The 13663-nt window shown below is 53.8% G+C and carries 11 protein-coding genes and 5 tRNA genes; 12 read left to right on the forward strand and 4 right to left on the reverse strand.

Annotated features, from left to right (window positions below; genetic code table 11):
- Positions 1 to 24: 24 nt before the first annotated feature.
- On the reverse strand, positions 25 to 714 hold the full coding sequence (locus JQM68_RS01440; RefSeq protein ID WP_235221139.1) for a DUF3298 domain-containing protein: 690 nt from the start codon (positions 712 to 714) through the stop codon (positions 25 to 27).
- A gap of 185 nt (positions 715 to 899) precedes the next feature.
- On the opposite strand from JQM68_RS01440, the gene JQM68_RS01445 reads away from it, so the two are divergent.
- From JQM68_RS01445 to JQM68_RS01480, 8 genes are all read left to right on the forward strand, one after another.
- Positions 900 to 1190, forward strand: coding sequence for a YerC/YecD family TrpR-related protein (locus JQM68_RS01445; RefSeq protein WP_235221140.1), 291 nt, complete (start codon positions 900 to 902; stop codon positions 1188 to 1190).
- On the forward strand, positions 1187 to 1936 hold the full coding sequence (locus JQM68_RS01450) for a class I SAM-dependent DNA methyltransferase (protein WP_235221141.1): 750 nt from the start codon (positions 1187 to 1189) through the stop codon (positions 1934 to 1936). Before JQM68_RS01445 ends, JQM68_RS01450 begins: the two co-directional genes overlap by 4 nt.
- A 4-nt stretch (positions 1937 to 1940) precedes the next feature.
- A complete protein-coding gene (gene hslO / locus JQM68_RS01455; RefSeq protein ID WP_235221142.1) occupies positions 1941 to 2831 on the forward strand; it encodes an Hsp33 family molecular chaperone HslO in 891 nt (296 codons plus the stop codon).
- A 78-nt stretch (positions 2832 to 2909) separates the two neighbouring features.
- A tRNA-Val gene (locus tag JQM68_RS01460) sits at positions 2910 to 2986 on the forward strand.
- An 11-nt stretch (positions 2987 to 2997) separates the two neighbouring features.
- A tRNA-Asp gene (locus tag JQM68_RS01465) sits at positions 2998 to 3074 on the forward strand.
- Positions 3075 to 3159: 85 nt separating this feature from the next.
- Positions 3160 to 3235 (forward strand) — tRNA-Phe (locus tag JQM68_RS01470).
- 3 nt (positions 3236 to 3238) lie between these two features.
- A tRNA-Gly gene (locus JQM68_RS01475) sits at positions 3239 to 3314 on the forward strand.
- Between the two features lie 91 nt (positions 3315 to 3405).
- Positions 3406 to 3480 (forward strand) — tRNA-Cys (locus JQM68_RS01480).
- A 133-nt stretch (positions 3481 to 3613) separates the two neighbouring features.
- Here JQM68_RS01480 and JQM68_RS01485 read toward each other — a convergent pair.
- The 3 genes from JQM68_RS01485 to JQM68_RS01495 form a co-directional block, all read right to left on the reverse strand.
- On the reverse strand, positions 3614 to 4828 hold the full coding sequence (locus JQM68_RS01485) for a tyrosine-type recombinase/integrase (RefSeq protein WP_235221143.1): 1215 nt from the start codon (positions 4826 to 4828) through the stop codon (positions 3614 to 3616).
- Positions 4829 to 4891: 63 nt separating this feature from the next.
- On the reverse strand, positions 4892 to 5086 hold the full coding sequence (locus tag JQM68_RS01490; protein WP_235221144.1) for a helix-turn-helix domain-containing protein: 195 nt from the start codon (positions 5084 to 5086) through the stop codon (positions 4892 to 4894).
- Positions 5076 to 5993 (reverse strand): tyrosine-type recombinase/integrase, encoded by a 918-nt coding sequence (locus JQM68_RS01495; RefSeq protein WP_235221145.1) that lies wholly within the window; start codon positions 5991 to 5993, stop codon positions 5076 to 5078. Before JQM68_RS01495 ends, JQM68_RS01490 begins: the two co-directional genes overlap by 11 nt.
- A gap of 2096 nt (positions 5994 to 8089) precedes the next feature.
- Here JQM68_RS01495 and JQM68_RS01500 point away from each other — a divergent pair.
- From JQM68_RS01500 to JQM68_RS01515, 4 genes are read left to right on the forward strand one after another with little or no spacing between them, the layout of a single operon-like run.
- Positions 8090 to 10837, forward strand: coding sequence for a leucine-rich repeat domain-containing protein (locus JQM68_RS01500; RefSeq protein WP_235221146.1), 2748 nt, complete (start codon positions 8090 to 8092; stop codon positions 10835 to 10837).
- Positions 10838 to 10859: 22 nt separating this feature from the next.
- Positions 10860 to 11609 (forward strand): FHA domain-containing protein, encoded by a 750-nt coding sequence (locus tag JQM68_RS01505; RefSeq protein ID WP_235221147.1) that lies wholly within the window; start codon positions 10860 to 10862, stop codon positions 11607 to 11609.
- On the forward strand, positions 11596 to 12432 hold the full coding sequence (locus JQM68_RS01510; RefSeq protein WP_235221148.1) for a PP2C family protein-serine/threonine phosphatase: 837 nt from the start codon (positions 11596 to 11598) through the stop codon (positions 12430 to 12432). Before JQM68_RS01505 ends, JQM68_RS01510 begins: the two co-directional genes overlap by 14 nt.
- A gap of 27 nt (positions 12433 to 12459) precedes the next feature.
- Positions 12460 to 13662: a trypsin-like peptidase domain-containing protein gene (locus tag JQM68_RS01515; RefSeq protein WP_235221149.1), complete on the forward strand. Its 1203-nt coding sequence runs from the start codon at positions 12460 to 12462 to the stop codon at positions 13660 to 13662.
- Position 13663 lies beyond the last annotated feature (1 nt).

The raw sequence follows: 13663 nt of genomic DNA on the forward strand, positions 1-13663 counted from the left end.
GCTGAAAAGCAGGCCCGCTTTTCCTTATGTTCTGTGTTCGGCAGGAGGGAGAAGGGCCCTCTCGCCATACGGCAGCGTGAAAGCGGGGATCGCTTCCGCCGCCGGGGCGATGGCGTACATGGGGAAGAAGTATGTCAGGCCCTCCTCTGTGAGATAATAGTTCCGGGAGTTGAAGCGGCGGCGGAGTTTTTTCCGCCAGTCGGGATCATAGCGGGAGATCCCGGCCCGTTCCTGCCGCTGGATCTCCTCTGCCGCCAGGGACAGGAGCTGCTTTCGCCAGGAGCTTCGGACGGGGAAAAAAGCGGAGAGCGGAACGGGATAACCGGTGGTCAGATCCCAGGTATCCCCCCGGCGGGTAAGCAGCGCGGGGCCGGGGAGCGTGTGCTCCCGGGACTGTGTGTACAGGCTCCAGAGGCCGCCCTCGTTGTAGGTCACCCGGTAGCCCAGCTCCGCCCGAAAACAGGGCAGGGGGGCGCTGGCCGCCAGAGCGGACCGGTATTCCGCCTCCGCCTGGGGCAGCAGCCAGCGTTCGCAGTATTTCAGAAAGGAGCGGCACTGGGTTTGATAATAGCGCCGGATACGGCGGGAGACAATATCCGTCCCCTGGGGCTGAGGGACCTCCACGGAAGCAGTCAGCACCGGGATGCCCTCCACTGTCCACTCCCGCTCCGCCGCAAAGGGCTCTGTGCGCAGTTCTGTCAGACACACTCTCATGGATGCCGCTCCCCTCCCTGGTCATTCCTTGCTCCAGCCTATGCCGGGAGGGACCGGGAGGTGATACCCATACTTTAAAGCATGAAAAAATTTTGCGGAGGACCCCTTTACTTTCGCACTCTACAATGCTAAAATATATAAAACTGCGTGCGGAGCGATCAGCGCGCCGAAAAGGGGTGTTTGCTATGGTCAAAATCGGCAAAAAGGAAAAGAGTGACCAGCTTTACAAGGCAATCCTCCAATTGAAGGATGAGCAGGAGTGCTACGACTTTTTTCAGGATCTTTGCACCGTATCCGAGCTGCGTTCCATGGAGCAGCGGTTCGAGGTGGCGTCCCTTCTGGACGACGGCATGATCTATAACGATATTTTGGAGCGCACCGGTGCTTCCAGCGCGACGATCAGCCGGGTGAACCGGTCCCTGAGCTATGGTACGGGCGCCTATGAAAAACTCTTTGCCCGGATGAAGAAGAAATGAGCAGCTATGACGCCCTGGCCTCCAGCTATGACGGTCTCATGGCGGACGGCAGCTACCGCAAGCGGGCGGACTGGCTGGAGCGGCTGTTCCGCAAGAGCCGTATTCCGGTCCACTCCGTGCTGGACCTGGCCTGCGGCACGGGAACCATCGCCTGCCTGCTGGCCCAGCGGGGATACGAGGTCATTGCCACGGACGCTTCGGAGGAAATGCTGACCCAGGCATCAGGAAAAGCGGCGGCCCTTGACGGGCGGCCGCCTTTGTTCCTGCGCCAGTCCATGCCCCGCCTGCGGCTGCTGGAGCCGGTGGACACAGTGGTATCCACCCTGGACTCCCTGAACTACCTGACCAGGGAGAAGGACATCCGGGAGACTTTCCGGCGGGTATACCGCTGGCTGAAGCCCGGCGGACAGTTTATTTTCGACGTCAATTCGCCCTACAAGCTGGAGCGGATGGACTGCCAGATGTATATGGATGAGACGGAGGACAGCTTCTGCGTGTGGCGGACCTTCTTCTCCCGGCGGACCCAGGTGTGCACCTATCAGGTGGACCTGTTCCGGCTGAACGGAGAGGGGACCTGGGACCGGGATTTTGAGGAGCACCGGGAGCGGGCCTGGAGCGAGGAGCAGCTGCGGCTGTTTCTGACGGAGGCGGGCTTTCAGAACATCACCGTTACCGGCGACTTGACGATGAAGCCGCCCCGGGCGGACGAGGACCGCTGGATCTTCCGTGCGGAAAAAGGAGAATGAGGCAATGAGTGACCAGTTGGTACGCGCCATCAGCAAGGATGGCTTTGTAAAAGCGGTGGCGGTGTCCACCAGGGACCTGACGGAGCGGGCCCGGCAGATCCACCGGATGACGCCCGTGGCGACGGCCGCGCTGGGCCGGACTCTGGCGGCGGCGTCCATGATGGGCAACGCCCTGAAGGGCGAGGGCTCCAGCGTGACGCTGCAGATCAAGGGCGGCGGGCCCCTGGGCACCGTTCTGGCGGTGTCCGATAACGAGGGCAACGTCCGGGGCACGGTGGACGACCCGTCCGTGGACCTGCCCCTGCGACCAGACGGAAAGCTGGACGTAGGCTCCGCCGTGGGCTGTGACGGCACGCTGACCGTGATCCGGGACCTGAACATGAAGGAACCTTACGTGGGCAGCGTGGGGCTGCTGGGCGGCGAGATCGCCGAAGACCTGGCGGCCTATTTCGTGGAGTCAGAGCAGATCCCCACCGCCTGCGGCCTGGGCGTCCTGGTGGACCGGGACCGGAGCGTGCTGGCGGCGGGCGGCTACCTGATCCAGCTGATGCCCGGCGCCGGAGAGGACGTCATTGCAAAAGTGGAGGGCGGCATCATGGCGGCCGGGGCGGTGACCGGGCTGCTGCATGAGGACAGCGACGCCGAGTCTCTGCTGCGGCGGGTCATGTCCGACTTTGACCTGGAAATATTGGAGAAATCGCCTATCGAATACCGCTGCTACTGCAGCCGGGACCGGATGGAGCGGGCGCTCATCAGCCTGGGACCGGAGGAACTGAAGGCGATGATCGACGAACAGGGCGGCGCGGAGCTGCGCTGCCAGTTCTGCGATAACGTGCAGACCTTCACGAAGGCGGATTTGGAGGAACTGCTGAAAAGGATGAAGAAAAAAATCTGATTTTTTTCAGGATTTGGGTTGACAGACCGGGCTTCTTTGCGTATAATAGCTTTTGCCGTCTGACGAGTGCGGCAGCTCGGGAGCATAGCTCAGCTGGTTAGAGCACCTGCCTTACAAGCAGGGGGTCACTGGTTCGAGTCCAGTTGTTCCCACCACTATCATACATGGCCCGGTAGTTCAGTTGGTTAGAACGCTAGCCTGTCACGCTAGAGGTCGACGGTTCGAGCCCGTTCCGGGTCGCCATCTCCCACGAGATGGAATTCCCATCTCGTGGGTCCCTTTGGGGTTGAAATTCCCCACGCCGCGCCGCATGGCGCGGAAAAGATTTGCCCAGATAGCTCAGTTGGTAGAGCAGTGGACTGAAAATCCACGTGTCGCTGGTTCGATTCCGGCTCTGGGCACCACCTGCGGGCATAGCTCATCTGGTAGAGCGCCACCTTGCCAAGGTGGAGGTAGCGAGTTCGAGCCTCGTTGCCCGCTCCAGATGATGCCCACACGAAAGTGTGGGCATCAAAATCTAAAAATAAGTGTGGACTTTTTCGATTCGTCTGCATATAATATAGATGTATCCGATGGTGACATAGCCAAGTGGTAAGGCAAGGGTCTGCAAAACCCTGATTCCCCGGTTCAAATCCGGGTGTCACCTCCAAATGAATCCCTAGAGCCGCAACGGTTCTAGGGATTTTCTTTACCCTGAAACACGTTTTTATCCTTATTTTTAGCCTTACCAGCGTCTCGAAGAACTGCGCGGCAATCGCTGCGGGGATATGAAAACGTGCGAGTTAACCACCAGAGACGCTTTTGATATACTCCTCCATGCGAGCTGCGCTGGCCTGCTTCATCTGCATGGTGACATGACCGTAAACGTCCAGCGTGAAAGATGCAGTAGCATGGCCCAGATTGCCTTGTACGGTTTTGATATCGTCCCCGGAGCGGATCGAAGCAACGGCGTAAGAATGCCGCAAATCATGGAACCTGGCATCGGGGCGGCCAATGGCGGCAGCAAGCTTCTTGAATTCCCGATAGACTGTCGGTTTGGTCAACGGGCAGCCTAACGGGTCAGTAAATACCAGATTGTCGGTATTCCCCCATGCAGAACCAGCCATTAACTTTTGCTGTGCCTGAATCATACGATGGCGTTTCAGGAGCGTCATGACAGTCGGAGCGGCAACAATGGAGCGAGCCTTGTCGTTCTTTGTGGGAACCAGATGATAGGCCTTGCAGCCTTTTTCCTGATGGAGCTGCATCTGCTTGTCGATGGTGATGATGCTGCGATTAAAATCAACGCAGTCCCACGTCAGCCCAAGAATCTCACCTTCACGGACGCCTGTGAACAAAGTGACAACCAAAAGTGTCTCAAAGCGATTTCCTTGTGCTTCTTTCAAAAAGGCTGTGATCTGTTCGTCATCAAAGGGCGTGATTTTTGCCTTCTCGATACGCGGCAGGATGCAGGCATCAGATGGGTTAAAACGGATATACCCAATCAGAACAGCCTGCTGCAAAGCCTTGTGAAGGACACCGTGGACGTTTTTAATCGTCTTAGGGGAAAGACCCTTGGGATGCTCTTTGGAGGGCCTCAGAAGCTTGATATAGGCTGCTTGGATGGTTGGAGCATCCAAAGCGTCCAGACGTACAGCACCCAAAAGGGGTTTGATGTGCAGCCGGATGTCGGACTTGTAGATATCAAGGGTGCGAGGCTTGATATTCAGCAGATAAGTATCCATCCAAGTGTCCAGCCACTGGCCAAGGGTTTGCTTGTTCGGCTCAATATAGGAGCCGCAATCAATCGCTGTGGTAGTGGCTTTTAGCTTTTCGGCAACTTCCTTCTGCGTTTTCCCCGAAATGGAACGCTGGATTTGCTTCCCTGTACCAGGATCATATCCAACGGTGTACCGGGCTTGCCAATATGTGTACTGCTTCCCGTTTCTGGTGGTCGTAATTTTTCGAATCGAGCCGGTGCCGCTGGCACCTTTGCTCGTTGTGCTCTTGCGTGGCATAATAACCTCCTTCCGCCACGCAGGACATACCTGCTATTATGATATGCCCTGCATAGCTTCCGGTCAATGGGTATCCTCAAGAAACGCAATCAATGCATCCCTGGGAATTCTGATCTGTTTTCCAATGCGGACACATTTGATTTTCCCGCTGTGAACCAACGCATAGGCGGAATTTCGGCCAATATGAAGAATGGGCATCAAGTCCTCCACAGTCATTACGGTGGGGAGATCATCATAGGAGTGATATTTAGTTTCCATCGTGATGCCCTCCCTTAACAGAGGCCAGATAGATGTTGGTCACATCCGGCCGCTCATGACCTAACAGACGGGAGACTTCAAAATGGGCATCCAGAGCGCTCTTGCCGCTGTTGACCAGCTCCTGGTACTTCTCCGCCGCGTAGGTATGGCGAAGCCCATGGAAGGTCATCGGACGGTCAGAATCCACATCCCGCACTTCGTCCCGGTGCTTCATAATGAAAAATTGCAGATGGTTGATGGCCCGGTCTGTGGGCATCTCATCCGGCACCAGCAGCTTATGCCCCCGTGGCGTGCGCTCCAGCTGCTTCCGCATGGCAATGGCGATCTGCTCATTGATAGGGACAGTCCGCACCTTGCCGCCCTTGCCCTTGATGGTGATGGCATTCTCCCGGAGTGCCCGCTCCGCCGTGGCGGTGTCGATGCGGAAGCACTCATGGATACGAAGGCCCGCATACCGGGCCAGGTACATCGCGAGGATGAAGTCATAGCGGTCAATGGCCAACGCCTTACCCAGCATCTTGTTGAACTCCGTATTGCTCCAGGTACGGTCATCCTGTCCGAACCGGCGGCGTTCCAGCGTGATACCCAACTCGTCGTTGGAAGGCAGCGTGTACTTGTGGTCCATCTTGTCATGGAAAAACCGGATGGCGGCCAGATCTGTTTTGATGGTACTGGCCGATTTACCGGTGTCCTGCAGATAGATCGCATAACTGACCAGATGCTTTCCGCTGATGTTGGACAGCTTCTGCAGATGGTACACATCGGCCAAGTAGGCACAGAATCGCTTCATGGCCTCATAATAGCGACGCTTCGTATGAAAGCTGCCTTGCCGATTGTGACGGAAAATACGATCCAACTGAGATACCAGCGTTTCGTAAATACCGACTTGTTGAATCTTGATCCTCATATGAAAAGGTTCCTCCTGTGTTCTGAAATGCCCAATGGACGCAGTACACCCGTTGGCACAAACATCCTGTTTCCGGATGATCTCCGCAGAAACAGGAACCGATCACTTGAGGAAACCTTGCTGTATCAGCACTTAGGAACTCTGTTCCGTTCTCTGTCTCTGTTTATGAAATTGGCTGTTTAGTATCAACGCCGCATAGAGATGGAAACTCCCCGTCTGGTGAGACTGCGGCGAACACGACCGTTGGGAACGGCTGCAGCATACATGCCGCTGGTGTTCTTCGACCTTCCGGTGCAGCTCTGATTTGCTGGGGATGCTTTGTATGACCGGCCGGACACTCTGACTGCCCGGATACAAAGCCCAGCCGCTGGCACAGCTGGATGACATGATAAAAGGACCTCACGCTTTGCCAGAAGCGGGAGTGACCGGCAGTCCAGACCGGTCTGAAATCATTTCCTCTGGTAATAAAAAGCTTCAACATACAAAAACCTCCTCGCCCGCAACAGTTCAGAGAGACTGATCCTGAACTGGAACCGGGCTTTCATCATCTAAAAATGGATACAAAAAGGCCTGAAAACGGCTTTCGCCTTTTTCAGACCTCTAGTAAGCAATATTCATCCTAAAAATGGGATTGCACAATCAAACGAAGCAGCGCTTTCCCCAGTACCTACAATCCCTGCAAAAGCAGGTAAAACCAAAACCGATCCTATTCACGCAATATTCCTGCACACGATCATGTAAGCAGGTGCTGAAGTCCTATGGGTACAAAGCCACAGGAACCATCAGACGGGCGGAAACAGATCCCAATACCCCTGAGGGGAAATCAAAGCTGCACAAGGGTGCAGAGTCATAGCGACCACATCTAGGGTTCGCTTCACAACTTAGCAATCTCCACTGGCCGGGAGTGGGCATATCTAATAAAAACAAGATTATATTAGCACAAGATATCGAAGATGTCAAACTTTTTGATGGTTTATCTGGTGTTATTTCGTGTTAATCCGTGCCTAATTTGAAATTATTTTTGGCATTTTACAGAAAGAGAATAACGCACAACGTTGCCGTTCGAGAACGCAAGCGCATTCCTGACAAAAGCCGTTCAACCTGCCGGGATGCTCCGCATCCTCAGCTCACTGCATAACAAGGCCCGTTCCGGGGAAGCTCATTGAATAAATACGGTATCAGTTTACCATGAGATAAACGGATTGGCTATCATACCAAAATCTACATGGCATTTCTGTGGAAGCACCATTCGTTACGCATAACGTAGCCGATCGTCAACATATCTTTTTGTTTACGTTATGCGTAGCCGTTATGTAATCGTTCCGGCACCTGCGTTCTCAATCGTCTACGTTATACGTTGAGTATCCTCTCCTGTAGATTTGTCGACAGTCAGACAACCCCCTATCATTGTTCGGTATAAGCTTGTAAATTGCGGCAGTTGCAGAAACCCAACGGTGCAAGCAAAACGTCTAAAATATGGAAATCATTTTGCATTTTTCGCGTCCCACGGAGAATCGGAAAGAAAGGATCCCGGAACCCATTGCGGCGCAATGGGTTCCGGGGTGTTTTTACATCGTTTTTTGAAAGCGAGTTGCCTTAATCTTCTATAGGGATATAGACTGCCAGAGTATTATAGGAGTATATAGGTGATTTCCATTGTGTGCCAGTCCTTTCACGGGCCTAAATTTGACCCTTATTATGACCCTTTCGCGGGTCATCTTTAATAAAACAATCGGACTGGCTGGTACAGGATTTTATAATTTCAGAACTGAAGATCAGATGTTTGGATAAAAAAGCAATAGAAAATTGTAATTTGCGAATTCGAGACCTGTATCGTCTGGTAAAACTCGTAGAGGCACAATGCTTTGGGAGTTTTTGTTTTTGCTGAGAATGAGGAAAATAGCTGCGACAACGTGCGATGGATCAAGTGCAAAAGAGTATTTATAATCTTTAAGTCCCGAAAGAAAGCGGCAGATGTTCCCTTTTTTACAAAAAAGGGAACTGTAACTATATGGAATAGTTGACGAAAGAAAAAACTGAGAGTAAACTGAAACTGTCTAAAAAAGAGACAATATGGGAAATAAGGAGTAATTGCCATGGCAGTGATGAGCGAAACAGAGCAGCTTTGCTATAACTGTTTCCAGCCTTACGAAGGAGGGGAAACCTGCCCATACTGCGGGTTTGACCCGGTACAAAACGCGGAAAAATACCCCATTGCCTTGCCAGTTGGGACAGTGCTGAATGGACGATATATCGTTGGACGGGTGCTGGGTCAGGGCGGCTTTGGCATTACATATTTGGCTTTGGATACGCAGCTGAATGCCCGGGTGGCTATTAAGGAGTTTTTGCCCAGTGAGATTGCCAGCCGTATTCAGGAAACTACGGTGTCTGTAGTATCTGGCGATAAAGCGGATGAGTTTACTTACGGTGCGGAGCGGTTCCTGGAAGAGGCCCAGACATTGGCTAAGTTCATCGGCCATCCCAATATTGCCGGTGTTTCCAGCTACTTTGACGAGAACGGTACGTCCTACTTCGTTATGGACTATATCGAGGGCGTCAGTTTTAAAAGCTATATTGCCAATCAGGGTGGCCGGGTCAGCGTGCAGGAGACGCTGGATGTGATGATCCCGGTCCTGCGGGCGTTGACAGCCGTTCATCAGGAGGGTTTCATCCACCGTGATGTTACGCCTGACAATATTTATATTTCCAAGGATGGCAATGTGAAGCTGCTGGATTTCGGCTCTGCCCGATACAGCATTGGCGATAAAAGCAAAAGCCTGGATGTTATCCTGAAGGTTGGATACGCTCCCAAGGAGCAGTACATCCGCCGCGGTCGTCAGGGCCCTTACACAGACGTGTATTCCTGCGCAGCCTGTATGTACGCAGCGATTACCGGCTATCTGCCGCCGGAATCTCTGGAACGGCTGGACAAGGACGATATCGTCAGCATCACCGACAGCGGTATTGAGATCCCGGCCTGGCTGGACTACGCCATCATGAAGGGCCTTGCTGTGCAGCCGGAGGACCGGTTCCAGAGCGCGGAGGAGTTCCTGCGCGCTATTGAGGAGCAGTCTATGACCGAGGCGGCGGTGCCTGCCGCTGTAGCAGCGGAAAAGGCCGCAGCAGCTACCGCCAAGAAAAACAACACCAGGATGATCGCGGGTATCGCGGCTGCCTGCCTTGCAGTTGCAGTTGGCGCTGTGGCATTGCTGGGCGGCGGAAGTAAGCCGGCCGCTTCCAGCAGCGGCAACACCAGCGGGCCGCCGCTGATCAAATCGGAGGTTCCGAGCATCACAATTGCGGGTCAGGAATACAGCACAGATCTGCGGAATTTAAACCTGCATGAGATGGGTCTGACGGATGCAGACATCGAGCCTTTGAAGTACATGGTGAATCTGCAGTCTCTGAACCTGCAGAAAAATAATATTACGGATATCTCCTGTCTGGAAGGGCTGACGCAGCTGAGGGATCTGTACCTGCGGGAAAACGACATCACCGATCTTTCCCCCCTGGCGGGCATGACAGAGATGATGTATCTTAATTTGGCGGAAAATACCAATATTTCTGATCTTTCGCCCTTGGCCGGCATGACCAAGATGAAAGAACTGAATCTCCCATTCAAGAATACGATTTCTGACCTTTCTCCACTCTCCGGTATGACGGAATTGGAATATCTTGGTATGGACGGCTACTGGGGTACCGGCAATACCATCTCGGACCTAAGCCCGCTGGAGAATCTGACCAATCTGAAGCAACTCGCTTTGGGAGTGGACCAGTTGGAGGATCTGAAACCTCTGGCAGGGCTGCATAAACTGCAGGAACTGACGCTGTACGGAGAAATGAATATCTCCAGCCTGAACGCGCTGAGTGGGTTGACCAGTCTCAAAACTTTGCGCCTGAGTACAAATACGGGCAACTCTACATGCGTGTTTGTGGAAGACCTCAGCGGCCTTTCCAACCTGACGCAGATGGAAACTCTGGAACTCTACTGCAGCGGTCTGAAGTCTTTTAAGGGACTGGAAGGGATGACCTCTCTGAAAAAGCTCCAGATGTATGTTGACTCCGGCCTGCAGGACGTCAGTGCGCTGAAGGGGCTGACGGCCATGGAGGAACTGAATATATGGAACAGTAGCAGCAACAACCCCTGGCTGAAGAACCTGGATGCGTTTTCCAATATGACGAGACTGCAGACGCTTCAATTCAGTGCGGATGGCCTGGAAAATCTGGATGGTATTGCAAATCTGACCAATCTGCAGACGCTTCGCCTTTATGGCAGCGATGCTACCTATTCCGACGTCAATGCCCTGTCCAAGCTGACAAAGGTGAAGGAACTGTATCTTCCCGGCACAAAGGACTATCAGATGGTGGACTTCAGCGGCATTGAAAATATGACGGAGCTAACAAGCTTTTCTACATCTGCCGGAGTGAAGAGCTATCAGCCCTTTGGAAAGCTGACAAAGCTCAAAACATTGGCCTTGTATGCATATTACCAGGATGGAAGCCGTCCTGCTGATCTGGAGGCGCTGGGCAATCTGAGCCAGCTGACCAGCCTTCGGATCAGCCTGGGTGATGGTGAAACAGACATTACCGCACTGGGTAAGCTAACGAATTTGCGGGAACTGAATCTGTATGACTACACTTTAAAAAATGGTTTACAGGATATCAGCCCGCTGGGGAAGCTCACCAATCTGCAGACCCTGTCACTGTCTGCCCGAAATGTCCGGGACATTTCGCCGTTGGCCAATCTGCGGAATCTGAAAAGTGTGGAAATCCGCAAGTATAAGGATAATCAAATCGCCGATCTGTCTCCGCTGGACCATGTGCCCAGTGTGACCATCAACTAAACGAACAGAGGAGGATTCTTCCATGGCACAGATCGAATGTGGGCGGGGACATTTGTATGATCCCGAGGTACATCCCACCTGTCCTTACTGCAATGGAAACCAAAGAATTACAGTGGCTGCGGCCGGACGTACGGCTCCCCTCCGCACGGTGGACATGAACCGGACAGCACCTGTTTCTGTGACGGCACCCCAGCCTACCGCACCGCTGAACCGCGTGCCCGTGGCAGAAGGCGGAAAGACCATGCCGCCCAAGGGCTACGGGATGAGTGTTACAGATGCCAATAAGACCATGCCTCCCAGAGGATACGGCGGGGCTTCTGTGCCGGAGCGGACGGCTGCTCCGGCCGGTTATGGAACCAGTGTGACTGCTGCCGGCAAAACAGTGGGTGTTATGCAGGCTAAAATGGGACTTGATCCGGTAGTTGGCTGGTTGGTTTGCGTGGAAGGTCCCAGCCGCGGCAAGAGTTATACCATTCGCGGCGGCATCAACTCCATTGGTCGCAGTGACCGTATGGATATCGTGATTACCGGGGACATGAAGATCTCGGCGGAAAATCATGCCAAGGTCAGTTACAGCGACAAAAACAACAGGTTCAATCTGATTCCCGGCGACGGGCGGAATATCGTGTATCTCAATGATGATGAGGTCTTTTCCGCTATGCCGCTGAAGGCCTACGACATCATTGATTTCGGTGAGACCAAGCTGATGTTTGTGCCCTTGTGCGGAGAGCATTTTACCTGGAAAATGGGAGCGGAAAATGGGATTGTTTGACAGGATTTTTGGGCGGAATGCTTCCGCACCGGATAAACCTGCCGCACCTGGGGCGCCTGTGCGGCGAGAGCCGTCCAATACCATCCGCATAGCAAACCTGCAGGGTATTGGCTGCCGGGAAGACCAGGAGGATTCCTTCGGAATCGCCAATGCTGCCGACGTGACGGAGATGTCCCGCCGCGGACTGTTTGCCGTAGTGGCAGACGGTATGGGCGGCATGGAAGACGGGAAGATGGCCAGCGAACTCGCAGTAGAGAACTTTCTGGAACTTTTTCGTTCAATGCCGGAGGACGCAGAGGTCTCGCAGTATTTGATGGAGGGCACCCATGCTGTCAGTCAGCACATTTTCAACCAGTGCGCGGGGCGCAGCGGGACAACACTGGTAGCGGTGCACATCCTGGGAGATGCGCTGAACTGGATCAGTGTGGGTGACAGCGCCATCTTTTTGGGGCGCAATGGCGGTGTGTTCCAGGTGAACCGGGAGCATACCTGCCTGAATGACCTTTATCTGGATGCGCTGGAAGAAGAAATCATTGACCGTGCGCGAGCGGAGGAAGATCCGGACGGTCGAAGACTAACGGCATTTCTGGGCATTGATGAATTGAAGATGATCGACAGGAGCCGACAGCCGCTGCACCTCCTTCCCGGAGACCGGCTGCTGCTGTGTTCTGACGGTATCAGTGGTATCCTGACGCCGCCCGAACTGCTGGAGGCAATGACCGTGGAGCCTGAAGAAGGCTGCAGGCTGCTGGAAACTTTTGTGGCTGAAAAGGCGCTTCCGCAGCAGGATAACTATACGGCGATCATGATTGCCTACAAATAAGAAAAATCAGGACAGAGGAGAAACGATATGAAAAAACTTCGCATTCTTGGTGTAACTTTACTGACGATTCTAATGGTGGGATTGACTGCAGTGCCTGCAATGGCGGCATTTGACAGAACTGTGCTGGACAGTATCATTCTGATTTATGCCGGTGCCCCGGATAAGGACGGCCTGATGAACTATTGGCGCGGCACGGGCTTCTTTGTGGGCAAAGAGGGAGAAAAGCCCCAATATATCATCACGAACTGCCATGTGGTGGAAGATTTCATCCTGGCCGGCAAAGCGTCCGGCGGCGGGGAACTGAAGGTCATGTATGGCAAGGATGATGAGGAAGAGGCTTATCTGGTGGATTATGACTATGAAAAGGATGTGGCTGTGCTGCGTCTGGCTGAGCCAACCGATAAGCGGGTCGCCCTTATGATGCAGGAACCGTCTGAAGATATGCTGGGCACGACTGTTCATGCCGTGGGATTCCCCCAGGCGGCAGATCTGACTGTGGAAGCAGTGACCTCTTTCAGCAGCAGTGACGCCAGTGTCACTACCGGCAGTGTCAGCCGCTTTCTGACGGAGAGCGGTACCGGCCGTAAGCTGATTCAAACGGATGCCGCCCTGAGCGGCGGAAATTCCGGCGGCCCGCTGACCACGGAGAACGGCACTGTCATCGGTATCAATACCGCCGGCTCTGCATTGGATCAGAACCTGTTTTATGCGGTCAGCGTCAGCGAGGTCATGCCGCTTCTGACCCGCAATGATATTGCATACGGCGTTTACAGTGAAAAGGGAAGTTCCAACATGACAATGATCATTGCGATCGCTGCCGTAGTGATCCTTGCTGTAGTGGCTGTCGTCATTGTGATGAGTAAGAAGAAAAAGCCTGCCAAAGCACAGGAGGCTGCGGGAAAGAAACCTATTCCTGTGGTGCGTTCCATGGCGGCCCAACATAACGGACAGACCGTCCAACTGCACAATCAGCCTATCCAAATCGGCCGTGACCCGGCTGTTTGCCGCATTGCTTACCGTGATGGTACGCCTGGCGTCAGTTCCAAGCACTGCCAGGTGTATTACAGCGAGGGTGACAATGCATTTGTGGTGACGGATCTGAACTCTACGTACGGCACGTTCCTGTCCAATGGACAGCGCATTGCTCCCAATGTGCCCACCAAGATGGCGCCCAAGAGCTCTTTCTATCTGGGCGATGCCGAAAACACCATCTATCTGGACTTGGAGTGAT

The sequence above is a fragment of the Oscillibacter valericigenes genome, from assembly GCF_021531435.1.
In the GTDB taxonomy this organism is placed as follows: Bacteria; Bacillota; Clostridia; order Oscillospirales; family Oscillospiraceae; genus Oscillibacter; species Oscillibacter valericigenes_B.

Bases quoted from the DNA above. Each gene is read 5' to 3' on its own strand.
- JQM68_RS01440 (WP_235221139.1), bottom strand. From the start codon at position 714: ATGAGAGTGTGTCTGACAGAACTGCGCACAGAGCCCTTTGCGGCGGAG.
- JQM68_RS01445 (WP_235221140.1), top strand. From the start codon at position 900: ATGGTCAAAATCGGCAAAAAGGAAAAGAGTGACCAGCTTTACAAGGCA.
- JQM68_RS01450 (WP_235221141.1), top strand. From the start codon at position 1,187: ATGAGCAGCTATGACGCCCTGGCCTCCAGCTATGACGGTCTCATGGCG.
- hslO (WP_235221142.1), top strand. From the start codon at position 1,941: ATGAGTGACCAGTTGGTACGCGCCATCAGCAAGGATGGCTTTGTAAAA.
- JQM68_RS01485 (WP_235221143.1), bottom strand. From the start codon at position 4,828: ATGCCACGCAAGAGCACAACGAGCAAAGGTGCCAGCGGCACCGGCTCG.
- JQM68_RS01490 (WP_235221144.1), bottom strand. From the start codon at position 5,086: ATGGAAACTAAATATCACTCCTATGATGATCTCCCCACCGTAATGACT.
- JQM68_RS01495 (WP_235221145.1), bottom strand. From the start codon at position 5,993: ATGAGGATCAAGATTCAACAAGTCGGTATTTACGAAACGCTGGTATCT.
- JQM68_RS01500 (WP_235221146.1), top strand. From the start codon at position 8,090: ATGGCAGTGATGAGCGAAACAGAGCAGCTTTGCTATAACTGTTTCCAG.
- JQM68_RS01505 (WP_235221147.1), top strand. From the start codon at position 10,860: ATGGCACAGATCGAATGTGGGCGGGGACATTTGTATGATCCCGAGGTA.
- JQM68_RS01510 (WP_235221148.1), top strand. From the start codon at position 11,596: ATGGGATTGTTTGACAGGATTTTTGGGCGGAATGCTTCCGCACCGGAT.
- JQM68_RS01515 (WP_235221149.1), top strand. From the start codon at position 12,460: ATGAAAAAACTTCGCATTCTTGGTGTAACTTTACTGACGATTCTAATG.